This is a genomic window from Nonomuraea turcica (genome assembly GCF_030718205.1).
Lineage (GTDB): Bacteria > Actinomycetota > Actinomycetes > Streptosporangiales > Streptosporangiaceae > Nonomuraea.
Genome location: NZ_JAUZQF010000001.1, coordinates 1 through 20,563, shown reverse-complemented (window position 1 = coordinate 20,563; position 20,563 = coordinate 1). Strand labels below are relative to the sequence as shown.

General features: G+C 69.2%; 22 protein-coding genes and 1 riboswitch. Of the genes, 9 read left to right on the top strand and 13 right to left on the bottom strand.

Annotation, left to right across the window (positions count from 1 at the left end; genetic code table 11):
- Positions 1-476: 476 nt before the first annotated feature.
- From mptB to Q9G87_RS00100, 3 genes are all read right to left on the bottom strand, one after another.
- Positions 477-2,069, bottom strand: coding sequence for a polyprenol phosphomannose-dependent alpha 1,6 mannosyltransferase MptB (gene mptB / locus Q9G87_RS60490; RefSeq protein ID WP_371825706.1), 1,593 nt, complete (start codon positions 2,067-2,069; stop codon positions 477-479).
- Between the two features lie 102 nt (positions 2,070-2,171).
- The gene (locus Q9G87_RS00105; RefSeq protein ID WP_305914060.1) at positions 2,172-2,900 is read right to left on the bottom strand and encodes a glycosyltransferase family 2 protein; all 729 of its coding nucleotides are present in this window, start codon (positions 2,898-2,900) and stop codon (positions 2,172-2,174) included.
- A gap of 215 nt (positions 2,901-3,115) precedes the next feature.
- Positions 3,116-3,463 carry an STAS domain-containing protein gene (locus Q9G87_RS00100; RefSeq protein ID WP_305914059.1) on the bottom strand — a complete coding sequence of 116 codons (348 nt, stop codon included), beginning with the start codon at positions 3,461-3,463 and terminating at the stop codon, positions 3,116-3,118.
- Between the two features lie 172 nt (positions 3,464-3,635).
- Here Q9G87_RS00100 and Q9G87_RS00095 point away from each other — a divergent pair, with 172 nt between their 5' ends.
- Positions 3,636-4,079 carry a hypothetical protein gene (locus tag Q9G87_RS00095; RefSeq protein ID WP_305914058.1) on the top strand — a complete coding sequence of 148 codons (444 nt, stop codon included), beginning with the start codon at positions 3,636-3,638 and terminating at the stop codon, positions 4,077-4,079.
- Here the strand turns inward: Q9G87_RS00095 and Q9G87_RS00090 are convergent.
- Together Q9G87_RS00090 and Q9G87_RS00085 are read right to left on the bottom strand one after the other, a co-directional pair.
- Positions 4,069-5,163: a sensor histidine kinase gene (locus Q9G87_RS00090; RefSeq protein ID WP_305914057.1), complete on the bottom strand. Its 1,095-nt coding sequence runs from the start codon at positions 5,161-5,163 to the stop codon at positions 4,069-4,071. The genes Q9G87_RS00095 and Q9G87_RS00090 overlap by 11 nt on opposite strands.
- Positions 5,160-5,858, bottom strand: a complete 699-nt coding sequence (locus Q9G87_RS00085) for a response regulator transcription factor (RefSeq protein WP_305914056.1) — start codon at positions 5,856-5,858, stop codon at positions 5,160-5,162. The genes Q9G87_RS00090 and Q9G87_RS00085 overlap by 4 nt, the downstream gene beginning before the upstream one ends.
- A 93-nt stretch (positions 5,859-5,951) precedes the next feature.
- Between Q9G87_RS00085 and Q9G87_RS00080 the strand changes: the two genes are divergently transcribed.
- The 3 genes from Q9G87_RS00080 (at position 5,952) to Q9G87_RS00070 (ending at position 7,041) form a co-directional block, all read left to right on the top strand.
- Entirely contained in the window at positions 5,952-6,125 is a 174-nt protein-coding gene (locus Q9G87_RS00080; RefSeq protein ID WP_305914055.1) for a hypothetical protein, read from the top strand.
- On the top strand, positions 6,122-6,322 hold the full coding sequence (locus Q9G87_RS00075; RefSeq protein ID WP_305914054.1) for a DUF6412 domain-containing protein: 201 nt from the start codon (positions 6,122-6,124) through the stop codon (positions 6,320-6,322). Before Q9G87_RS00080 ends, Q9G87_RS00075 begins: the two co-directional genes overlap by 4 nt.
- 77 nt (positions 6,323-6,399) lie before the next feature.
- Positions 6,400-7,041, top strand: a complete 642-nt coding sequence (locus Q9G87_RS00070) for a YidC/Oxa1 family membrane protein insertase (protein ID WP_305914053.1) — start codon at positions 6,400-6,402, stop codon at positions 7,039-7,041.
- Here the strand turns inward: Q9G87_RS00070 and Q9G87_RS00065 are convergent.
- Entirely contained in the window at positions 7,025-7,456 is a 432-nt protein-coding gene (locus Q9G87_RS00065) for an ATP-binding protein (RefSeq protein ID WP_305914052.1), read from the bottom strand. The two genes, Q9G87_RS00070 and Q9G87_RS00065, sit on opposite strands and share 17 nt — an antisense overlap.
- A 142-nt stretch (positions 7,457-7,598) precedes the next feature.
- Entirely contained in the window at positions 7,599-9,467 is a 1,869-nt protein-coding gene (locus Q9G87_RS00060; RefSeq protein ID WP_305914051.1) for a sensor histidine kinase, read from the bottom strand.
- A 96-nt stretch (positions 9,468-9,563) separates the two neighbouring features.
- Here Q9G87_RS00060 and Q9G87_RS00055 point away from each other — a divergent pair, with 96 nt between their 5' ends.
- A complete protein-coding gene (locus Q9G87_RS00055; protein WP_305914050.1) occupies positions 9,564-10,139 on the top strand; it encodes a methylated-DNA--[protein]-cysteine S-methyltransferase in 576 nt (191 codons plus the stop codon).
- Here Q9G87_RS00055 and Q9G87_RS00050 read toward each other — a convergent pair.
- The 3 genes from Q9G87_RS00050 to Q9G87_RS00040 form a co-directional block, all read right to left on the bottom strand.
- Entirely contained in the window at positions 10,102-11,436 is a 1,335-nt protein-coding gene (locus Q9G87_RS00050) for a purine-cytosine permease family protein (RefSeq protein WP_305914049.1), read from the bottom strand. The two genes, Q9G87_RS00055 and Q9G87_RS00050, sit on opposite strands and share 38 nt — an antisense overlap.
- Positions 11,427-11,540: riboswitch (TPP riboswitch) on the bottom strand. (Overlaps the previous gene by 10 nt.)
- 40 nt (positions 11,541-11,580) lie before the next feature.
- The gene (locus Q9G87_RS00045; protein WP_305914048.1) at positions 11,581-11,904 is read right to left on the bottom strand and encodes a rhodanese-like domain-containing protein; all 324 of its coding nucleotides are present in this window, start codon (positions 11,902-11,904) and stop codon (positions 11,581-11,583) included.
- Positions 11,901-12,335 (bottom strand): winged helix-turn-helix transcriptional regulator, encoded by a 435-nt coding sequence (locus Q9G87_RS00040; RefSeq protein ID WP_305914047.1) that lies wholly within the window; start codon positions 12,333-12,335, stop codon positions 11,901-11,903. The genes Q9G87_RS00045 and Q9G87_RS00040 overlap by 4 nt, the downstream gene beginning before the upstream one ends.
- Positions 12,336-12,410: 75 nt before the next feature.
- Between Q9G87_RS00040 and Q9G87_RS00035 the strand changes: the two genes are divergently transcribed.
- On the top strand, positions 12,411-13,811 hold the full coding sequence (locus Q9G87_RS00035; RefSeq protein ID WP_305914046.1) for an MFS transporter: 1,401 nt from the start codon (positions 12,411-12,413) through the stop codon (positions 13,809-13,811).
- Between the two features lie 283 nt (positions 13,812-14,094).
- Here Q9G87_RS00035 and Q9G87_RS00030 read toward each other — a convergent pair whose 3' ends face one another.
- On the bottom strand, positions 14,095-14,973 hold the full coding sequence (locus tag Q9G87_RS00030) for an Fpg/Nei family DNA glycosylase (RefSeq protein ID WP_305914045.1): 879 nt from the start codon (positions 14,971-14,973) through the stop codon (positions 14,095-14,097).
- 46 nt (positions 14,974-15,019) lie between these two features.
- On the bottom strand, positions 15,020-15,625 hold the full coding sequence (locus tag Q9G87_RS00025; protein ID WP_305914044.1) for a TenA family protein: 606 nt from the start codon (positions 15,623-15,625) through the stop codon (positions 15,020-15,022).
- Positions 15,626-15,648: 23 nt separating this feature from the next.
- On the opposite strand from Q9G87_RS00025, the gene Q9G87_RS00020 reads away from it, so the two are divergent.
- Entirely contained in the window at positions 15,649-16,299 is a 651-nt protein-coding gene (locus Q9G87_RS00020; protein ID WP_305914043.1) for a GOLPH3/VPS74 family protein, read from the top strand.
- A 14-nt stretch (positions 16,300-16,313) separates the two neighbouring features.
- Here the strand turns inward: Q9G87_RS00020 and Q9G87_RS00015 are convergent, their stop codons facing one another.
- Complete coding sequence (locus tag Q9G87_RS00015; RefSeq protein ID WP_305914042.1) at positions 16,314-17,576, bottom strand: LCP family protein; 1,263 nt, start codon at positions 17,574-17,576, stop codon at positions 16,314-16,316.
- A 263-nt stretch (positions 17,577-17,839) separates the two neighbouring features.
- Here Q9G87_RS00015 and Q9G87_RS00010 point away from each other — a divergent pair, with 263 nt between their 5' ends.
- Positions 17,840-19,195 carry a hemolysin family protein gene (locus tag Q9G87_RS00010; protein WP_305914041.1) on the top strand — a complete coding sequence of 452 codons (1,356 nt, stop codon included), beginning with the start codon at positions 17,840-17,842 and terminating at the stop codon, positions 19,193-19,195.
- The gene (locus Q9G87_RS00005) at positions 19,192-20,199 is read left to right on the top strand and encodes a hemolysin family protein (protein ID WP_305914040.1); all 1,008 of its coding nucleotides are present in this window, start codon (positions 19,192-19,194) and stop codon (positions 20,197-20,199) included. The genes Q9G87_RS00010 and Q9G87_RS00005 overlap by 4 nt, the downstream gene beginning before the upstream one ends.
- Positions 20,200-20,563 lie beyond the last annotated feature (364 nt).

Sequence of the window (20,563 nt, the reverse complement as noted above, 5' to 3'; positions counted from 1 at the left end):
CTGGCCGTCGTGGGGTGCGGACTTCGGCGGGGTGCCGGCGTTCGTGGTCGGGCTGGCCGTCTTCCTCATCCTGCTCTCGGGCAGACGGGTGTCGGTGCTGCGCCTTCTGCTGGTCGGCCTGGCGGGGGCGGCGCTGGTCGGCGCCTTGTCCGTGGTCGACTGGCTGCGGCCCGAGACCCAGCGGACCCACCTGGGCACGTTCGTGCAGCAGGTCATCGACGGTCAGGCGTGGACCGTCGTCGGCCGCAAGTTCAGCGCCATGATCGGCGTAACGGTCGGCAACTGGTCACTGACCCTCCTGTCGGTGGTGGCGCTGGCGTTCCTGTTCCTGGTCCTCACCCGGCCCTCGCGCTGGGGGGCGCCGGCGCTTGGCCAGGCGTACGGGCTGGCCCCGACGCTCAGAGCAGGCCTGTTCGGCGCCTTGACGTGCGCCCTCGTCGGCTTCCTGATGAACGACTCGGGCATCGCCATCCCGGCTATGGCGCTGACGGTCGCCGTCCCGCTGACGCTGGCCGCCTGTGTGCGCGCCCTGCAGCTTGCCACGCCCACACCGCCAGCGCCACGGTCAGGGCAAGCAGCACCCACGCGATCTGAGGCCGGACCACCGTCCTGAGCCACTCGAGGTCGGCGGGCTGCGCCTCGACCCGGGCAGGCAAGTAGGCGAGGGACAACGCCAGCAGGTGAGCGACCATGAACCCGTCCACGGCAGAGGCCGCCACGAGCGCCAACATGCCGAACGCCAGCCCGTCGTACCAAGGCAGGATGTACGGCGTGGCGAACAGGTATGCCACCACCAGTCCCGCCGCCACCACCGGCGCCTCCCCGCCGGCCCAGTGCGTGCGGGAGGCCCAGCGGAGCAGGCACCAGGCGACGAGCGCGAGCACCAGCAACGAGCCGACCTGGATCTCGCCCCGGTAGGCGCTCCCCGTGCCCACGATGGACTGGAGCCAGCCCTGGACGAGCTTCCAGTAAGAGGCATGCGAGATCGACTTGCTGGTGCGGGTCACCGGCGTGATCGCCTCCGCCCCGACGATCGCGTAGCCGGCGACCACCAACGCCAGGGCGCAGCCCGCCATGAGGGCCAGCCGGGCGGGGCGCCTGCGCAGCTCCCAGGCGGGCCCGAGGGCCACGAGGCCAGCATTGATCTTGATGGCCACGCCCAGCCCGAGCAGGGCGCCCGAGCCCACGGGGCGACTCCTGGCCAGGAGCGCCGCGACCATGCAGGCGACCGCCAGCGTGTCCACATGCATGCCCGCGACCAGGTGATAGAGCAAGAGCGGGTTGGCCGTCCACAGCAGGGCCGCCCGCAGCCGCCGGTCCGGGTCGTCCTTGGTGAAACGGTCGATGAGGAGGCCGGTCGCGATGAAGGCGGCGGCGTTGAAGAGCGCCAGAACGAAGATCGTCAACCGGAGCGAGTCCCCGCCGACCCAGCTCGCGGCCGCCTGCAGAGCCGTCGCCATCGGGCCGTAGACGCTGGCCTCCTCACGCCACGGCTCCTCGACCGCGTCGGCGACGGGGTCGCCCGCCAGGTCGGCGGCACCATGCGTATAGGGGCTGAGGCCCAGCGTCACCATGCGGCCGTACGCTGCGTAGTTGAGATGGTCGGCAGAGCCCGAGGGAGGCAGGAACGCGAGGATCCCGGCGGCGAGGCAGCCCATGAGCACCAGCAGGCGCGCGCTCGGCAAGCCCCAGCGGCGTCGGCCGGGCCGCCGTGCCATCGGCTGGGTCTCTTGGCCGGGTGCGGCTTGAGTCCCGGCTGAGCCGGAGCCGACCGGAACCGGAACGTCGGCATTGGCCGCGGGTGTCGTGCGCACGGCGAAAAGGGCGGCCAGGAGGCCGAGCCCGCCCAGGATGAGCGCGACAGCGGCGAGGGCGACGGTCAGGTGAGGCGCGGGGTGGACGTCGAGAGAATAGGGCGGGTGCCAGGCCGGACCACCCAGTGCGGGCACCATGGGGGACGGGCCGAGCAGGCCGATGATGATCGTCAGCAGGATCGAGACACCGATCGCCCCCGTGGCCGCCCCTGCCAGCCGGCCTCGTGCCTTGTCGTGCCGCGTCTGCGAAGTCACCCGCAAATTCCAGCACACACGCCGACCGCCTTCGGCCGGGTGGCCGTTGCCTGTGGATAACCGGCGGAGCACGACAACGGTCCGGGCGGGAGGCGCAGGTGGTCAGCGATTGGGGTGAAGTTTGTGGAGGTTTTGGGTGACCAGGGGGTCGCGAATCGCCAGGGCGCGGGCCACGTCACGGAGTTGGATCGCGCGGTGGAGCTGCGCCCGCCAGTCCGTCCCCGTCGCCCGATGTGCCATGTCCACCTCGACCTCCGTCACCCGATAGCCCTTGCGCACCAGGTCGATCGTCAGCGCGGTCTCTACGCCGAACCCGTGCGCCAGCGGCCGGGCCGCTTCGAAGGCCGCTCTCGTCAGGCAACGCTGACCGTTGAGCGGCTGGGCGAGCTCCAAGCCGGTGGCCCGGCGGATGCCCTCCCTGGACAGGCGTACGACTAAGCCGTGGCCGCCGAGCTTCACCCTCGTCGTGAACACGGCGATGGTCATGTCGGCCTCGCCAGCGCGCACGGGCTCGACGAGCGGCGCCGCGGCGGCGGCCGTCCGGCCCAGGTCGGCGTCGAGGAAGAGCAGGTGGCGGGGGGTGGCGTCCTCGTCCAGGAGGCGTACGGCCTCCGCTCCGGTCTCCATCGCCGCGGCCTTGCCCCTGTTGCGGCTGTGCCGCACCACCCGGGCTCCCGCCGCGCGCGCCACCCTGCCGGTCTGGTCCCGCGAGCCGTCGTCGACGACCACGACAAGGTCCACGCCGGGCAGTGCCGCGGCGGCCTTGACGGTGGCCGCGATGCGGTCGGCCTCGTTGGCGGCCGGGATGATGACCGCGGTGTCACCGGTCACTGGCCGTCACCTTCCATGAACAGGACAACATCGTCCTCCAAGGTAGTCGCCCCAGACAGAGAACATCACCCGAACGGGACGTCGCCGTCACCGCCCAAGCCGTAGGACGCTCCACCTCACGCCTACCCGGCACAGCGCATCGACGCGCTGGACACGGGGGTGCGGCCGGGCAGCACACACCGGCAGCACCGCCCCGCGTCCGCGTACGGCTCGCGTCACGATCCCTCGGCGATGAGGAACTCCTCTGGCACCTCGTCATGCACGATGAACACCGAGTCGAGCCCGGTGACCTGCAGGATCTTGCGTACGGCGGGACGTGGCGCGGCCACTTCGAGCGTCCCACCCTGTTCTTTCATCCGTTTGAGCGCCGAAAGCAGCACGTTCATCCCCGTGGAGTCGCAGAAATCCACGGCGGACATGTCGATGACCACCCGGCTTGGCCCCTCCTGCAGCAGCCGAGTGAACTCGGACTGCAGGTGAGGCGCCGTATAGAGGTCGATTTCCCCGGTGACCGCGACGACCGCGCACCCGGCATGTGATCGAGTCGAGACCTTGAGCTCCACAGGGGCAGGCTAGCGGCGCGAAGCCTTTCGGTCACGTTGTCACGCCGAGAGGGCAACGACAGGTTTTTGTCCGCCGTTTGGGCTCCACGGAAACAGAGAGTACGCAAAGCTTGACAGTGTGACACCGAATCAGCCGCCGCGGCGTCGAGTAGGAGGGGCGGATCCCGTATCGATGAAGGCAGAAAACCCTGAAGATCTCCAGCGTCAGGGGCTCCGAGAACGCCTGGAGTCCATCCTCATCCGCACAGAGAAGGCCACCTCATGGCATGACGAAGCAGGACGGCTCCGTGGCCTGGTGAACCACGAGGGCTACGTCCCCATCCGCACCCGGCTGGCGACCGAGGACCTCGAGTTCCTCGCCGGCGCCCGCAGCGATTTGCTCAAATTTTCCGAATTGGGGCTCAGGCTGCTCGATCTCCACCAGCCGAGGGACGCGGGCGGCATTACCAGCGACGCCGCACACCCGATCCTGCGGTGCAGGAGCTGCATGTGGCGCTGGCCCTGCCCGACATTTCGGGCAATGTCGGAGTCGTTCGGCACCCAGCCGGACATACCCGATACGGCTGCCGCGAACGGCGCCGGGCCGCACGAACCGACCAAGGGCGTCAGCCGCTGACCAGGGGAAGCCGGATCTCGAACCGGCACCCAGGCCCCTCGTTGACCACCCCGATCAGCCCGTCGTGCGCTTCCACGATGCCCTGCGCAATGGCCAGCCCGAGCCCCGCGCCGCCGTCCGCGGTGGGAGTCCGCGCCGCCTCCCCACGGAAGGCCACCTCGAACACCCGAGGCAGATCCTCGTCGGGAATCCCCCCGCAACAGTCCGTCACGGACAGGCACGCCATCCCCTCCTCCACCCCGGCCCGCAACACCACGGTCCGGTCCGACGGCGTGTGCCGAATGGCGTTGACCACGAGGTTGCCAAGGGCCCGCCCGAGCGCCCCGGCGTCGGCCTCCACCGGCACGGGCTCCGCCGCCTCGGCGGTGAGCACCACGCCCTTGGCCCTGGCGAGCGGCTCGGCTCCCGCCAGAGTGTCGGCGACGAGGTCCGTCAGCCCGATGCGGGCCCTGGACAGCCGCAGCGCCCCGGCGTGGATGCGGGACAACTCGAACAGGTCGTCCACCATGGCGGACAGCCGCTCCACCTCCAGCTTGATCTGGCCGTGATAGCGGGCGACCGTCTCGGTGTCCGACACCACCCCGTCCTCCAGCGCCTCGGCCATGGCCCGCATCCCGGCCAGCGGCGTCCGCAGGTCGTGGCTCACCCAGGCGACGAGCTCGCGCCGCGCCCCTTCCAGGGCCCGCTCCCGCGCGTACGCCTCCTCCAGCGTGTTCGCGATCGTCTGCAACTCGGCGGGCAGCCCCTGCGGCGCCACGAAGGGCAGCTCCCGTACGGCGTCCACGAGCCGCTTGCTCTCCCGCACCACCCGCTTGGCCAGCACGAACGCGACCCCGAGTCCCACCAGGCCCCCGACGGCCACCACGACGAGCACGAAGTCCCTGACCGCTCCCTCGAGGAGCATCTGCATGATGATCGCCACGATGCCGGCCAGCGTCGCGGCCACGGCGACCACCACGACCACGGCCATCATCACCCCGATGGACCTGGTGCGCAGCCGCCCCATCAGCAAGATCCCCGCGAGCGCGACCAGCAGCCCCAACCCGGCCGACACGGCGACGACCATCCACAGAGAAGGCATCATGAGCCGTCCTCCAAGGGCTCGTACCGGTAGCCGACCCCCCACACGGTGACGATCCTGCGCGGGGCGGTCGGATCGGGCTCGATCTTCTCCCGCAGCCGCCGTACATGCACGGTCACCGTGGACGAGTCGCCGAACGACCACCCCCACACCTGGTTGAGCAGCGCCGAGCGGCTGAACGCCTGGCGTGGGTTGCGCATGAGGTATGCCAGCAGGTCGAACTCCCGGGCGGTCAGCATGACCTCGTCCCCGCGCAGCCGCACCTCGTGGGCTCCCACGTCCACCACGAGGTCCTCGTCACGTAGCACCCCGGTCCCCCCGGTCACGGAGGCGCCCCTGGCCCGCCGCAACACGGACTGCACGCGCAGCGCCAGCTCACGTGGGCTGAACGGTTTGGTCACGTAGTCGTCGGCCCCCGTCTCCAGGCCGACCACCCGGTCGATCTCCTCGCCGAGCGCGGTCAGCATGATCACCGGGACCGGCCAGCGCTCCCTGAGCTTCCTGCACACCTGCAGCCCGTCGATCTTGGGCAGCATGAGATCGAGGACCATGAGGTCCGGCGGGTGCGCCAGCGCCCTGCGCAGCGCCTCCGCGCCGTCGCCCACACACTCGACCTCGTGCCCGTCGCGCTCCAGATAGCGGGCGACGACCTCGGAGACGGTCGGATCGTCATCGACCACCAGGATGCGCGTGTTCACCCCTTCACGGTACGGCCACGCCCTGCGGAAGTGGCATGACGTCATCGCTTCGTAAGGCTCGCGGATCATGACCGGAGGACGTACGGTGGCTCCATGGGTAAAGTCGTCATGCTCGTCCTAGGGACCCTGCTGGGTCTCTTCGTGGTGTTCAACTTCCTGCTGCCGATGCTGGCATTCCTGTTCAAGATCGCCCTGATCATCGGTGTGGTCGGCCTGGTCGCCTTCATCGCGGTCACCGTGGTCGGCAAGTCCTCCCGGTCACATTGACACTTTTCCTGCTTGATCCGTGGCTGGTCGGGATCACCATGGTGGCGATCCTGCTGCTGGCCACGTGGGCGGCCACGTTGCTGCCCGTCTTCAGCGGGGAGCCGCCGAGCTTTCCGCTGAGTTACGCGCGCCGTACGGCGTTCCAGCGCCAGCGCGACCCCGACGCGGCCGGACGTCCGCGTCCACGAGCGCCTTAGGCATGCCCCGCTACCACTCGTCAGCGGGGCTCATCGGCATGTGAGCCCTCTCTCACCTCCTGTTGATGGAAGGGCTCATGATCGATTCTCTTGTCACGTTCATCATCGGCATGTCCGGGGGCAATGCCGCGCTCGCGATCGTGTTGTTCACGGTGACCGTGCGGCTCCTGCTGCTGCCGCTCAACGTCCGCCAGGCCCGTACGGTGAAGATCCGCGAGCGGCTCGCGCCCAAGCTTCGCGAACTGCAGAAACGCTTCGGGCGGAATCCGGAGCGACTGGCCAAGGAGACACGTGCGCTCTACGCCAAGGAAGGCAGCTCGCCGTTCGCCGGTTTCCTGCCGATGCTGGCGCAGCTGCCGTTCATGTGGCTGATGTACCGGGTGGCCACGCATCCGACCGCCCTGGCCGGTCACGACCTGTTCGGGGCGCCCCTGGGGCACCAAGTGGCCGGACTGGTCACCAATTACGGTCTGGTCAGTGCTCCGGTTTTGGTCTTCGTTCTGGTCATTGCACTGGTCACAGCGGTGGCGTGGCTGTCCGCGCGGCAGATCAAGGTTTCCGAGGAGCAGCCTGAGGTGATGCGGAGGATCATGCGGCTGCTGCCGTACGGCTCCGTGCTGGCCGCACTCGTGCTCCCGCTGGCGGCCGGGCTCTACTTGCTGGTGTCCACGGCATGGGCGACCGGAGAGCGGGCCGTGCTGACTAGCCGGCCTCTTTGAGTGCTGCGACCTGCCCGTTCATCGATCCTTTGGGGGCGGGCAGGATGGCCCACACCGTCGTGGTGTCCCCGTCGTGACGCACTCCCCAGCTCTCAGCCACGTATTCCACGATGCCGAGCCCCCTGCCCCCCAGCGAGGACAGGGTCGGGCGGCCGGCCCGCGGCTCGGTCGCCGCGCCCCCGTCGCTGACCGCAACCTCGATGTGATCGTCGCTACGCAGCCAGGCCACCCTCACCATGCCCGACGGCAGCGGATGCGCGTGCCGCAGCGCGTTGCTCAGCAACTCGCTCACCACGAGCACGGCATCGTCGATCGCTGTGGAAAAGACCCCGCTTTCCTGCAGGTCAGTGCTCAGACGCTGGCGGGCGACGGCAACGCTGGACGGCGCGTACGGCAGTAGCACCACGCTTGACACACCCACCTCCCCGTTCCCTGTGCCCCCCGCGGGAACACTCCCCGGTACGACCGAAATGCCCCGTTACTCGATCCCAGAAACCGCATCTCGATCACAGCTTGTACACATTGGACGATAGGTCAGCGGAACCGTGACCACCTCGTTACCGCATCGGTGTGTCGGATCCGATAGGGGACGGGCACCGCAGGACGAGCCGCATCCTGGTGCCACCTCCGGGTCGCGGATGAGCGCTCACGTCGCCTCCCTGTGCTCGGGCGAGGCTGCGGACGATGTAGAGACCCAGCCCCACTCCACCAAACCTTCTCCGGTCGCCACTGTCCACCTGGACGAACCTCTCGAAGATCCGCTCGCGGTCCGGCGGGGCGATGCCGACGCCCTCGTCGTCGACCACCACGACGACGCTCTGGTCCTCCAGCCAGGCCTCGACGCTGATCAGCCCGCCCTTCGGCGAGTACTTGAACGCGTTCTCCAGCAGCTGCCCCAGGACGATGTCCGTGGCCAGGGCGTCGCCGAGCACGTCCGGCAGCTTGTCGGGGAGCACGACCTCCACCCGGTGCTTGTCCGACAACGCCGGCAGGCCCAGGGTGGCGGCGTGGATGCGCTCGGCCAGGTCGAACGTCTCGATCCGCACCTTCAGCTCGTCCGCGCCCGCCCGGGCGCCGAGCAGCAGGTGGTCCATGAGCTGCCCCAGGGACCTGGCCCGCTCGGCGATCGTGTGCACGGCCGAGCGGCGCTCGGGGTCGCTCATCTTGTCCCAGCGCGAGTCCAGCGTGCTCGCGAACCCCCGCACGATCGTGATCGGCGTGCGCAGCTCGTGGCTGGTCGTGGCCAGGAACAGGTCTTTGGCCTCCTCGAGTTCCTTGGCCGTGGTCACGTCGCGGAAGTCGACGACGATCTCGCCGGTCTCCTCGACCCGTGCGCTCACCACGTCCAGCCACCGCCCGCTCTCCATCTGGAACGTGAGCTTCTCCCCCGCCTCGGGCAGCGGAAACGGCGGCGGCCCGCCGATGACGGCGTCGGCGGGGAACGCGGTGATCTCGGCGGCGGCCGGGTTCCACCGCACCACGCGCCCGGCCTGATCCAGCACGGCGATCCCGTCGGCGCTGGCGTCGAACACGGCCTGCTCGTGCGCCCGCTGCCGGACCGCCTCCTGGTAGGCGACCGCGTTGCCGACGGCGATGCCGGCGTGCCCGGCCAGGAGCTCCAGCAGCTCCAGTTCGAGATGCCCCGGCGTGCGCCGGGCGAACAGCGCGTAGAGCGCGCCGTACGGCCGCCCGCCGACGGCTGCCAGGCCCAGCGCGATCGTGTGCAGCCCGTTCAGCTTCGCCCACACCAGGTCGTCGAGCTCGTTCGACTGCAGCAGGACGGTCTTGCCGGTTCTTAAGAGCCGGTCCACCAGGCTCGTCCGCAGGTCGGAGGTGGTCCCCCTGATCGACTCCGGCAGCTGGTACGTGCTGACCAGCCGCAGCCGCTCCTCCTCGATCAGCACGAACCCGCCCGCGTCCGCCCCGGTCAGCTCGGTGAGGCTGGCCGAGATCCGGTCCAGCACGGCCGGCAGCTCCAGCTCGGAGTTGATGTCGCCGACCACGTCGGTCAGCTTGCGCACGAGCCTGGCCCGGCGTGCCATCCGGTTCTTGGCGACCTCGTCGGTCCTGGCCAGGTGGTGCACGCACACGTAGCCGGCCACGGCGCTGCCCAGCCGCAACGCGCTGATGTCGACCCGCAGGTCGAGCACGCTGCCGTCGCTGTGCAGGCGTTTGGTGCGGAGCGACACCTGGCCCCCGGTGCGCACGCGTTCGAGCACGGCGTTGAGCTCGGCGGTCAGCTCCGCGGGCACGATCGGCGCCCTGCGCCCGAGCATCTCCTCGGCCGTCCACCCGAAGAGCCGCTCGGCGGCCTCGTTCCAGACCAGCACGCTCTGGTCCCTGTCGAGCGCCACGACGGCGTTGGGCGAGCTGGCGAGCACCGCGCGAGCGATCTCATCGTCACTACCGGCCCATTGGTCCCCCACACCTCCATAGTGCCCGTGGCGAGGTGGGTGCGTCGGGCGATCCGTCCGATACGCTGCGGTCACGGCGATTTCTCAGTCGCGGGGAAGGGTGGAGGCATGACGAGCGGCGATCTGGATGCCCTGCTACGTGTGACCTCCACCACCTATCGGGGCGAGACGCCGCCGGACATCGCCTTCGGCACCTACGACGGCGCGCTGGGCCGGATGGTGCTGGCGGTAACCGGCAAAGGCATCGCCGCGTGTTCCTTCGAGCCGGAAAACGCCGTCTTCGAGCTGGTCACCAAGCATGTGGGCAGGTTCATCGGCCCGGACCCGCGCCGGCTCGACCCGGTGCGCAGGGAGCTGGACGCCTACTTCTCCGGCCGCCTGCGTGCCTTCGCCACGCCCGTGGACCTGGCGCTGGCCACCTCCTTCGCGCGCACGGTGCTGCAGAAGACCATGGCGGTGCCGTACGGCACGACCACGACGCTGGAGGAGATCGGCGCGAGCATCGGCCGGCCGCGCGCGTTGCGGGCGATCGGCAACGCGCTGGCCTCCAACCCCGTCTGCGTGATCGTGCCGTGTCACCGGGTGGTGCGCGAGGACGGCGCCCTCGGCGACTACGCGGGCGGCCCGGCCGCCAAGCAGCACCTGCTCAACGTCGAGCAGCGCGCCGCAGCAGCAGGCCGATGACCAGCGTCACCAGCGCGGCCACCAAGGCCCCGCCGAGCGCGCCGTTCATCCAGGGCTGCCGGGTGAAGCCGATCAGCTCACGGGCCGACGCCCAGAAGCCGTCCCATGCAGGCACGGTGGGAGTCGAGGTCGTCAGCCAGTAGGCGACGAAACCGAGCGCCCACGGCACCAGCATCGTCCAGCGCGAGGGCGCGTTCTCGTCGGTGTTCCAGCGGTCGGCGCCACCCAGCACGAAGTAGTCGACGGCGAGCACCGCGAACATCGGCACGAACACCGCGCCGATCACGCCGAGGAAGGCGCCGTACGAGGTGACGTCCACGACCAGCGCGATCGCGATGGTGAGCACGCCGATGCCGGTGGAGAACACCCTGCGGTCCACGCGGGGCATCAGGTTCTGCAGCGACACGGTGGTGGAGTAGACATTGGCGAACGACTGGTCGGTCTCACGCAGCACCAGGATCGCGAAGAACAACGCGCCCAGCGGCGCAGCCACGAACGGTCCGAACACCGCCGTGCCGTCCGCGAGCACCGCGTCCGCGCCCGCGATGGCCACCGCGTACACGCCCAGCCCCAAGCAGGCGACCTGGGCCAGCGTGTAGCCGCCCACCACGCCGGTGAACGCGGCCTTGCTGGACCTGGAGTGCCTGGCGAAGTCGGCGGCCATCGGCACCCAGGACACCGAGAGCGCGATCACGTAGTCCACGGCCGCGGGGAAGGCGGTCCAGCCGCCACCTGTGTGCGCCGGCGCCTCGGACACGAGGTACCAGGTGAACCAGATCATGGACACGATCACGCCGATGGTGACGTACCGCCGGATCAGGCGGACCGCCCCGAGCGGCCAGATCGTGAGCGCCGTGGTCAGCACCCCGGCCGCGATCACCCACACCTGGTACGGGATGCCACTGAAGATCGCGCTGGCGGCCTTGGCGATCACCCAGAGCTCGAACGCGCCCCAGCCGAGCATCTGGACGATGTTCAGCACCGTGGGCACGTAGGACGCTTTGGCCCCGAAGAGCCCGCGGAGCAGCACCATCGAGGGTTGCCCCGTCTGGGTGCCGGGGATGGCGGCCAGGCCCACCATGGACGTGCCGATCAGGCTGCCCACCACGGTGGCGGTGAGCGCGGCGATCAGGCTGAGCGGTGCGTTGCCGAGGGGGTCGAGCAGGTAGAGGGCGCCCGAGAAGCCCAGGAGACTGACGCCGAGGTTCGCCCAGAGCGCGCCTTGATCGAGGACGCCGAGCGTTTTCGGGGGCGTTCCCTGGAGGGTCAGCGGAACTTCGTCGGCGACATGCGTCATCGCACACTCCCTACGCCGGCATTACCCGGACAGGTTCAGGCGGTCGGCAGCGGCTGGATAGCTGCCCTCTCAGCCCGGCACCCCGAGCTCCCGCGACAATCTGAAGTTAGCGCCCTCATGATGCCATAAAGGGCGAACTGCGCGTTAGGCCACGAAAGGTTGCTGTCCGGTCTCGCTCACCATCGGGCGGCGCGCGGCCTCCCACGACTGCATGCCGCCGCCGACGTTGACCGCGTCCCGCCCGAGCTGGTTGAGCCAGGCCGCGACCTGCAGCGACCGCCCGCCCACCCGGCAGACGACGTAGACCGTCCGGTCTGCCGGCACCTCGTCCACCCGCTGCTGGATCTGGGTCATGGGGATGTGCGCGGCGTCAGGGGCGTGCCCGGCCACCCACTCCTCCTGCTCGCGCACGTCAAGCAGGTAGGCGTCATCGGGAAGGGCACTGGCCTCGATCTCAGGAACGGTCATGCCTCCATCATCTCTTGCCTCGCGTCGTACTCCGCACGCGCCGACGCGATCTCCGCCTGATGCTCCTCAGTCCACGTGACCAGGGATTTGATCGTCTGGTGCAGGGTCCGCCCGAGCGGCGTCAGCGCATAGTCCACCCTGGGCGGCACCACCGGGTGGACCTTACGGGACACCAGCCCGTCACGCTCGAGGTGGCGCAGGGTCACGCTGAGCATGCGCTGGCTGACGCCGTCGATCTCGCGGCGCAGCTGGGAGAAACGCAGGCTCTGGCAGTCGAGCAACGCGATGACCAGCAGCGACCACTTGTCCGCGATGCGGTCGAGTATCTGGCGGACCTCGCAGTCCTCGCGGGTGTCCCACTGCCGCACGTCGTAGTCGTCGTCCACGGTGCTGTCGCAGTAACTGAGTGATCTGAAAGTGCCGTCTTCCATGACATTTCATGCTGGCCCAAGATGTGGACGGTTACAAGAGAGAACCGACTGCCTATTCGTAACCGGGGGTTTGTCATGCCTGCCCGTTCCTGGGGCGTCCTCGCCGTCTTGTGCGGCGCCATCTTCCTCGAGGGCATCGACGTGGCCATGCTGAACGTCGCCCTCCCGTCTATCCGAGCCGACCTGGGATTGTCCACGGGCATGCTGAGCGGGGTCGTGAGCGCGTACGTGCTCGGCTACGGCGGTTTCATGCTGCTCGGCGGCCGCGCGGCCGACCTGCTGGGCCGCCGCCGCATGTTCCTGCTCTGGCTCGGGGTGTTCCTGGTGTTCTCCGGCCTCGGGGGCTTCGCGGACGAGGGCTGGGTCCTGCTGATCGCCCGCTTCGTCACGGGTGTGGCCGCCGCCTTCATGACCCCGGCCGGCCTCTCCCTGATCACCACGACCTTCCCCGAGGGCCGGCTGCGCAACCGGGCGCTGCTCATCTATGCGGGGACGGCCGCGGGCGGCTTCGCGCTCGGCCTGGTGATCGGCGGCCTGCTCACAGCCTTCGGCTGGCGCTGGGTCTTCTTCGCACCGGTGCTGATGTCGGCCGTGATCCTGGCCATCGCGATCCCTCTGATCAAGGAGCCCGCCGCCGAACGCCCTCCGGCCACGGGGTTCGATCTGGCGGGCGCCGTCACCATCACGGGCGCGATGATGCTGCTGGTCTACGGCGTCGTACGCCTGGAGCAGCCGGCCGACGGCTGGCCACTGACCGTCGCGGCCTTCGCCGGCGGCCTGGCCCTGCTCGCCGCGTTCGCCGCCGTCGAGCGCCGCTCCGCCGGCCCGCTGGTGCGACTCGGCATCCTCAGGTCGGGCTCCCTGGTGCGGGCCAACCTGATGGCCGCCCTGCTCACGGCCTCGTTCTTCGGCTTCCAGTTCCTGGTCACGCTCTACCTGCAGGAGTTGCGCGGCTGGTCCACCATCCAGACGGGCCTGGCCCTGCTGGCGGCCGCCGCCGACGTGGTGCTGGCCCCCACACTCACCCCGTGGCTGGTCAACCGGTACGGCAACGCGAAGGTCGTGCTGGGCGGCCTGCTGTCGGGCCTGCTGGCATACGCCTTGTTCCTGGGCGTCGGCCTGGACTGGACGTACGCGGCCATGCTGCCGTCGATGCTGCTCATCGGCCTGATGTTCGCCTTCGTGTACGGCCCGCTCACGATCGTGGCCACGGACGGCATCGCCGAGCACGAGCAGGGCCTGGCCGGCGGCCTCATCAACTCCTCGTTCCAGTTCGGCGCCGCCCTGGGCCTGTCGGCCGTCACCGCGATCCACGTCGCGGCTCTCGGCACCGACCCCACCCCCCAAGCATCCCTGACCGCCCTCCGCACAGCCCTCCTCGCCCCGGTGACCGCAACCCTGCTGGCCGCCATCATCGCCACCATCGGCCTCCGCACCCGCACACGGACAAGGGACCGCGTCCCGGTCAAGGCCTGACCCACCCTCGGCCGAGCGACACCGCCATCGACGCAACGTCAGGCCGGGGACCGGTGCGGGCGGGCCGAGCCGCCTGGACGAGTGGAGGCGGCATGGGCGCCGGGTCGGGGTGCGGCGGAGACCGGCGCAACGGACACGGCGGCCCAGCCCCGAACCACGGAACCCGGCCAAGCATGCGCTCCGTCACGGCGAGCAACCCGTGAGCCTTCACGACCGGCCATGACAGACGGCAAGGGACGTCGGCGCGTGCGGTGACGCTGGGCGACCGTAAAAGAAAAAGGGGTCACTTAAGGAGTCGAGACAGCCGCCGGTCGGCGAGGGGCTTGCCGCCGGTCTGGCAGGTGGGGCAGTACTGGAGCGCGGAGTCGGCGAACGACACCTCGCGGATCGTGTCACCGCACACGTCACACGGCTGCCCCGCCCGGTTGTGCACCCGAAGCCCGGACTTCTTCTCCGCCTTGAGGTCCTTGGCCGCCAGCCCGTGCGCCCGCTCCACCGCCTCCCTCAGCGTGGTCACGATGGCCTCGTGCAGATCGGCGATCTGGGCGTCCGTCAAGGTCGCCGCGATCTTGAACGGGGACATCTTGGCCGCGTGCAGCACCTCGTCGGAGTAGGCGTTCCCGATGCCCGCGATGACCTTCTGGTCGCGCAGCAGCCCTTTGATCTGGGTGCGGCTCCCGCCCACGATCCGCCTGAGCGCCTCCACGGTGAAGGATTCGTCCAGGGGGTCGGGGCCGAGGGCGGCGATGCCGGGGACATCGTCCGGATTTTTCGTGACATAGACGGCAAGGCGCTTCTGCGTCCCCGCCTCGGTGAGCTCGAACCCGGGCGCCAAGTCCTCGTCATCGGGTGCCAGCCGCAGCCGCACCGCGAGCGGCCCCTTCCCAGGACGGACCGGCTTCGCCCCGGACAGATCCTCGCGCCAGCGCAGCCACCCCGCGCGGGCGAGGTGGATGACCAGATGCAGCCCGTCGCAGTCGAGGTCGAGGAACTTGCCGTGCCTGGCCACGCCGGTCACGGTCAGCCCGCCGAGCGCGGTGACCGGCGGATCGAACGTCTTGAGCGCCTGGATGGCGACCACGTCGACACCCAGGATGGTGCGGCCCACCGCCCGGTCGCGCAGGAAGTGGGCCAGAGATTCCACTTCGGGAAGTTCCGGCATGCCACCAGGGTACGGCGCACACCCGGCCGTCCACAGCCTGTGGAAACTACGGAACGTCCCAGAAGGCCAGCTCGTGTGCCATCCCTTCCCTGAACAGCGCCTCCGCCCGCGCCGGATCGGGGTCGGCCTCATCGATCATCTGCGCGATCCGCACCGTCAACGCCGCGAACCCCGGATGCGCGTACGTGTCCACCCACGCCCGGTACCGCGGCTCGGCAGGCGGATTCTCCACCAGGATCCGCCCGAGGCTCGAATACCCCCACATGCACGGATAGAGCGCCGCCAGCCCCTCCCCGTACGACGCCGCCGAATCCAGCAGGAACGCCGTATACGCCGCACACGCCGGCCCCTTCACCGCCCCGTCCAGATCGGCCCCGAACTCCGCCGACAACGACCGATGCAAGCTCAGCTCGTCGTGGTACGTCGTGTGCGCCAGATCCACCAGGTCGCCCAGATGCGCGTCGGGCGCCTGCCAGGCCAGCCGGGAGAACACCCGCACGTAGTCGAGCAGGAACAGGTAGTCCTGCTCCAGCCACGACCTGAACACCGGCTCGGCCAGGTCGCCCCGCGCTATCCCGGCCACGGTGGGATGCTCCAGCTGCGCCTGGAGCAGCGGACGACCGACGGCATGCAACGTCTCCGACATAGTCATGGCTGGGAGATTAGTGTCGAACCATGACGGTGACGATCGCCGAGGAACTCCTCCTGCTGGCTTACAAAGAAGACGGCAAGCCGCTCATCAACTCCACGCAGCTCGACCCGGCGCTGGCCGGCGCCATCTTGGCCGAGCTCGCCGTGGCGGACCGCGTGGAGCTGTCGAACAAGAAGCTCACGCTCAAGGACCCGGCCCCGGTCGGCGACGACGAGCTGGACGCCACGCTCACCCGCATCGCCGCCGAACGCAAGGACCGCACACCGCAGTGGTGGGTGCAGCGCCTGCACTCGGCCAAGCTACGCACGCGCCTGCTCACCAAGCTGGCCTCGGCAGGCGTGCTGACCGAGGAACGGGGCAAGGTCCTGGGCCTGTTTCCGACCACCCGCTGGCTGGAGGCGCAGCCGGGAGTGGAGGCGAACGTCCGTGAACGAGTCTCCGCCGTGCTCGCGGGCGCCGACCCCGACGCCCGCACCGCCGTCCTGATCGCGATCATGCACGCGGCCAAGCTGGATCGCAAGGCGTTCCCGGGAGCGAGCAAGGCACGCATCAAGGAGATCGCGGAGGGCGCCTGGGCGGGCGACGCGGTCGCCAAGACCATCGCCTCCATCAACGCGGCGGCCATGGCGGCGATCACCGCCGCCACAACCGCCACGGCCGGCTCCTCGGGCTAGCCCCGGCCCGGGAATCAGCCGGCGTCGACAACGGTCTTCGGGACCGGCTTGTCGTTCTTCAGCGCGTCGAAGAGCGCCAGGGCCTTCGTCCGGTCCCACTTGACCGCCGTGCCCCCGCTCGGCACAGGCTCTTCCCCGCCGAACGGCACCACCGTCGTCACCGGGCTGTCACCCATGGCCAGCCCGAGCGAGAGCATGTCGAACGCCCCGGTGCCGCCGTCGACCTGGACCGCGTCCGTGGCGCTCATGGCCAGCGGGATCGAGGTGAACGGGTTGATCAGCACTCCCGGGCTGGCCGCCTTCTTCACGACCGCGCCGAGGAACTGCCGCTGCCGCTTGGTCCGCTCGAAGTCGGGCAGCGCGCCGCCCTTCCGGGTGCGGACGTACCCCAGGGCCTGGGCGCCATTGAGCACCTGCGTGCCCTTCTTCAGTTTCAGCCCCGCTTTGGGGTCGTTCACGTCGGCCCGGACATTGATCTCGACGCCGCCGATGGCGTCCACGATGTCCACGAATCCGGCGAACCCGATCTCCATGTAGTGGTCGACATGGATCCCCGTGACCGTCTCCACCGTGCGGGCCAGCAGCTTCGGCCCACCTAGCGAGTAGGCGGAGTTGAGCTTGTCGCGCCCCTTGCCCGGGATGGTGACCGCCGAGTCGCGGGGCAGGCTGACCAGCGTCGGCTTGTCGCTGCCTTCCGGAATGTGCAGCAACATCATCGAGTCCGTACGCTGCCCCACGGCACGCCCGGTGCGGAGCTTCTTACGCTCGGCCTCCGACAGACCCTTGCGGCTGTCGGAGCCCACCAGCAGCCAGTTGGTGCCCGGGGTGTCGGCCGGACGGCCCTCGTAGTCGTCGAGCACCGCGTCGATCCCGGCCAACCGGGAGTCGATCCAGAAGAACATGCCCACGGCCGCCACCAGCAACACCACCAGCAGCCCGGCAACGATCTTCAGAACCGTCTTACCCGACGGCCGCTTGCGGGGCCCTCTGGGGGCCATCTCCGACGGCGGAGCGCCGTCCCGCCTGGACCGCAGCGGCTTGACCGGACTGCTGCCCGACCGCGCCCTCCCATAGACCCGCGAGCCGGCCTTGGGCGGAGCCGGCGCCTCAGGATTCTGGGAAGCGACAGGGAGCTTGTGCGTGGGCGCTCCCGCCCCGCCGGACGGCACCTGGTAGGCGGGCGCACCGCCGGAGCGCAAGCCGTCAGCGGGCCTTGGAGGCAGCGGGCGGCCGTCGCCTGGCGAGCGCATGGCCCTCGTCCGGTCGTCCTCAGTCACTTCGCCCTCTTCCCTTCGCTTGTCATAGACGGTACGTCGAACCCCCGGCAAGTGCAGAGCCTCGCCCAACCTTTGTCTAGGGAAAACTACCGAGAACCAGCGGATCCGCCATAAGGCGTCACGCACAGTGACCGTGGAAACATAGTCGCCACTTGTGTCGTTACGTTGGTGACGACCTCTATCGAAGGGATGATCGTGTCCGCTCCGGACCCGTGGAGTCTTTGCCCGTGCTCTGGCACGGGTTCTTCTGAAAGCTCACTGCGGTGAGCGCATATTTCGGGCTCTTGGCCCTGTTCCTCCTGACCGCGGCAACGGGTTTTTTCGTCGCTCAGGAGTTCGCGTACGTCGCCGCGGACCGCGGCATTCTCCGTGAGCAGGCCGCCGCGGGCGACAAGTCCGCCGAGAAGGCACTCCAGGTGACCTCGCGGCTGTCCTTCATGCTCTCCGGCGCCCAGCTGGGCATCACGGTAACGGCCCTGCTGGTCGGCTTCCTGGCCGAACCGGCGATCTCCGTGATCGTCCGCCCCTGGCTCGAGAACACCGGACTGTCCACCACCATGATCTCCGGCATCTCCGTGGCCGCCGGCGTGTTCGTGGCCACGGTGGTGCAGATGGTCCTGGGCGAGCTGGCGCCGAAGAACCTGGGCATCGCCCGCCCGGAGCCGGTGGCCAAGTCCCTGGCGAGCGCGACACTGACCTACCTGGCCGTGGTCGGCCCGTTGGTGCGCCTGTTCGACTCGGCCGCCACGGGCCTGCTCAGGCGCGTCGGCGTCGAGCCCGTGGAGGAGGTGGAGCACGGCGCGACCCCGGAGGAGCTATCACGCATCATCGAAGAGTCGACCAAAGCCGGCGAGCTCCCTCCGACTCTGTCAGAGCTCCTCGAGCGAGCCCTGGAGTTCGGCGACCGCACAGCGGAAGAGATCATGGTCCCCCGCCCTCGAGTCGTCGTGCTCCGCGACACGCAGCCGATCTCCGACCTGCTCGAGGTCATGCGGCGGCGCGGCCACTCCCGCTACCCGGTGCTCGGCGCCGACGGCGACGTGCTCGGAGTGACGGGCGTCCGCGAGCTCCTCGCATCACACATGAACGAAGGCGACATCAAAACCATCACCCGCCCAGCTCTCCTGGTCCCAGATTCCCTCCCCCTTCCGGCCGTACTGGACAAACTTCGCACGGCCAGGGACGACATCGCCCTGGTCATCGACGAGTACGGCGGCCTGGCCGGTGTGATCACCATCGAGGACCTGGCCGAGGAGCTGGTCGGCGAGCTGCTGGACGAGAACGACCCCGAGCCGGCGGGCGCCGTGGAGCGCGGGCCCGGCGTCTGGGAGGTGCCCGGCTGGCTGAGGCTGGACGAGGTAGAGCGCGCCACCGGCATCTCCCTCCCGGAGAGCGACGACTACGACACCCTCGCCGGCCTGATCCTGGCCCAACTGGGCCGCCTGCCAGACCCTGGGGACGAGCTGACGGTCCCCATGAGCTACCCCACCGACGACCCGTTCACAGAGACCGACCACAACCACGTGGCGCACGTGACGGTCATGTCCCTGAACCGCCGCGTCCCCGAATGGGTCCGCCTGGTCCCCGCAAAGCACGCGCACGCGGAGGCGACCCAATGACGATGCTCCTCATCAGCCTCGCCCTCCTGGCCTTCAACGCGCTGTTCGTCGCCGCCGAATTCGCCTTCGTCTCCGCCAGACGCCACCGCCTGGAGGAGATGGCCACAGGCAGCAACCGCGTGGTGAGATTCGCCGCCAAATCCGCCGTATCCGGCGGAAGGCAACTGTCTCTCATGCTGGCCGGCGCCCAGCTGGGCATCACCCTGTGCACCCTGGGCCTGGGCCTGGTCTCGGAACCGGCACTGGAACACGCGCTGGAGCCGGTCTTCGCCGCCGTGGGAATCCCGGAGTCCCTCCGCCTCCCCATATCCCTCACCCTCGCCCTGGCGCTGGTGACGTTCCTCCACATGGTGATCGGCGAAATGGCCCCCAAATCGTGGGCCCTAACACACCCGGAACGCGCGGCTCTCCTCCTGACCCTGCCGTTCCGCGCCTTCACCCACGTGATGCGCCCCCTGCTCACGACCCTGAACGCCCTGACCAACGCCATCCTCCGCCTCTTCGGCGTACAACCGAAAAACGAACTCGCCACAACGCGCACACCGCGACAACTGGCCATGCTGGTAGGCGAGTCAGGCCGCATGGGCCTCCTGGACAGAGACGAACACGACCTCCTGACCAGAGCCCTCCGCCTCCAGGCAGAAGGCATAGAACGCCTCATGGTCCCCATAACCCAGGCGGTCATGGTCCCGCCAGCAGCAACAGCAGCCCAGATCAGATCAGCCGCAACAGAAAGCGGCCACCTGAGACTCCTGGTAGGTACCCCCACCTCAGTAGAAGGCGCCCTACACGCCAGAGACGCCCTCCTAAACCCAAGAGACAAAGCAGGCGACCTAACACACACCCTCCCCCACCTGCCATGCGTAACCCAGGTCCCAGAAGCGGTAACAGCCCTACAAGAGGCAAGATCCCACCTGGCCCTGGTAACGAACCAATCAGGATCAGTCATCGGAATGGTGAGCCTCACCGACCTACTGGGCGAGCTGCTGGACACCAGGCTGTGACGTAAAACACATCAGCAAGCCCCCCGAAAGCACCTTGCAACCACCCTGAAGCACGCTCCAAGGGCGCCCCACCCCCAGAAAAAGAGCCCCCACAACCCTTGCGATCCGCCGACGACTTCGTCAGGGTGGGACCGCACCCAACGACGAACAACCACAGCAAACAAAGGACTTCTGGGGGCAAAGCCGCAGCAGACGTGGGGACAACAGCCCGAGAAGACGGGGGTCTGAGGGCAACAGCCCAAAGGACAACAGCCCGAGAAGACGGGGGTCTGAGGGCAACAGCCCAGAGGACAACAGCCCGAGAAGACGGGGGTCTGAGGGCAACAGCCCCCAGGGACGGGGGGTCGGGGGGGCCATGCCCCGC

What these genes read in the sequence shown, in the direction of transcription:
- Q9G87_RS00030 (WP_305914045.1), bottom strand. Translation starts at nt 14,973, where the DNA reads ATGCCGGAACTTCCCGAAGTGGAATCTCTGGCCCACTTCCTGCGCGAC.
- Q9G87_RS00045 (WP_305914048.1), bottom strand. Translation starts at nt 11,904, where the DNA reads ATGACCGTTCCTGAGATCGAGGCCAGTGCCCTTCCCGATGACGCCTAC.
- Q9G87_RS00080 (WP_305914055.1), top strand. Translation starts at nt 5,952, where the DNA reads ATGGGTAAAGTCGTCATGCTCGTCCTAGGGACCCTGCTGGGTCTCTTC.
- Q9G87_RS00005 (WP_305914040.1), top strand. Translation starts at nt 19,192, where the DNA reads ATGACGATGCTCCTCATCAGCCTCGCCCTCCTGGCCTTCAACGCGCTG.
- Q9G87_RS00070 (WP_305914053.1), top strand. Translation starts at nt 6,400, where the DNA reads ATGATCGATTCTCTTGTCACGTTCATCATCGGCATGTCCGGGGGCAAT.
- Q9G87_RS00025 (WP_305914044.1), bottom strand. Translation starts at nt 15,625, where the DNA reads ATGACTATGTCGGAGACGTTGCATGCCGTCGGTCGTCCGCTGCTCCAG.
- Q9G87_RS00020 (WP_305914043.1), top strand. Translation starts at nt 15,649, where the DNA reads ATGACGGTGACGATCGCCGAGGAACTCCTCCTGCTGGCTTACAAAGAA.
- Q9G87_RS00035 (WP_305914046.1), top strand. Translation starts at nt 12,411, where the DNA reads ATGCCTGCCCGTTCCTGGGGCGTCCTCGCCGTCTTGTGCGGCGCCATC.
- Q9G87_RS00040 (WP_305914047.1), bottom strand. Translation starts at nt 12,335, where the DNA reads ATGGAAGACGGCACTTTCAGATCACTCAGTTACTGCGACAGCACCGTG.
- Q9G87_RS00095 (WP_305914058.1), top strand. Translation starts at nt 3,636, where the DNA reads ATGAAGGCAGAAAACCCTGAAGATCTCCAGCGTCAGGGGCTCCGAGAA.
- Q9G87_RS00090 (WP_305914057.1), bottom strand. Translation starts at nt 5,163, where the DNA reads ATGATGCCTTCTCTGTGGATGGTCGTCGCCGTGTCGGCCGGGTTGGGG.
- Q9G87_RS00055 (WP_305914050.1), top strand. Translation starts at nt 9,564, where the DNA reads ATGACGAGCGGCGATCTGGATGCCCTGCTACGTGTGACCTCCACCACC.
- Q9G87_RS00050 (WP_305914049.1), bottom strand. Translation starts at nt 11,436, where the DNA reads ATGACGCATGTCGCCGACGAAGTTCCGCTGACCCTCCAGGGAACGCCC.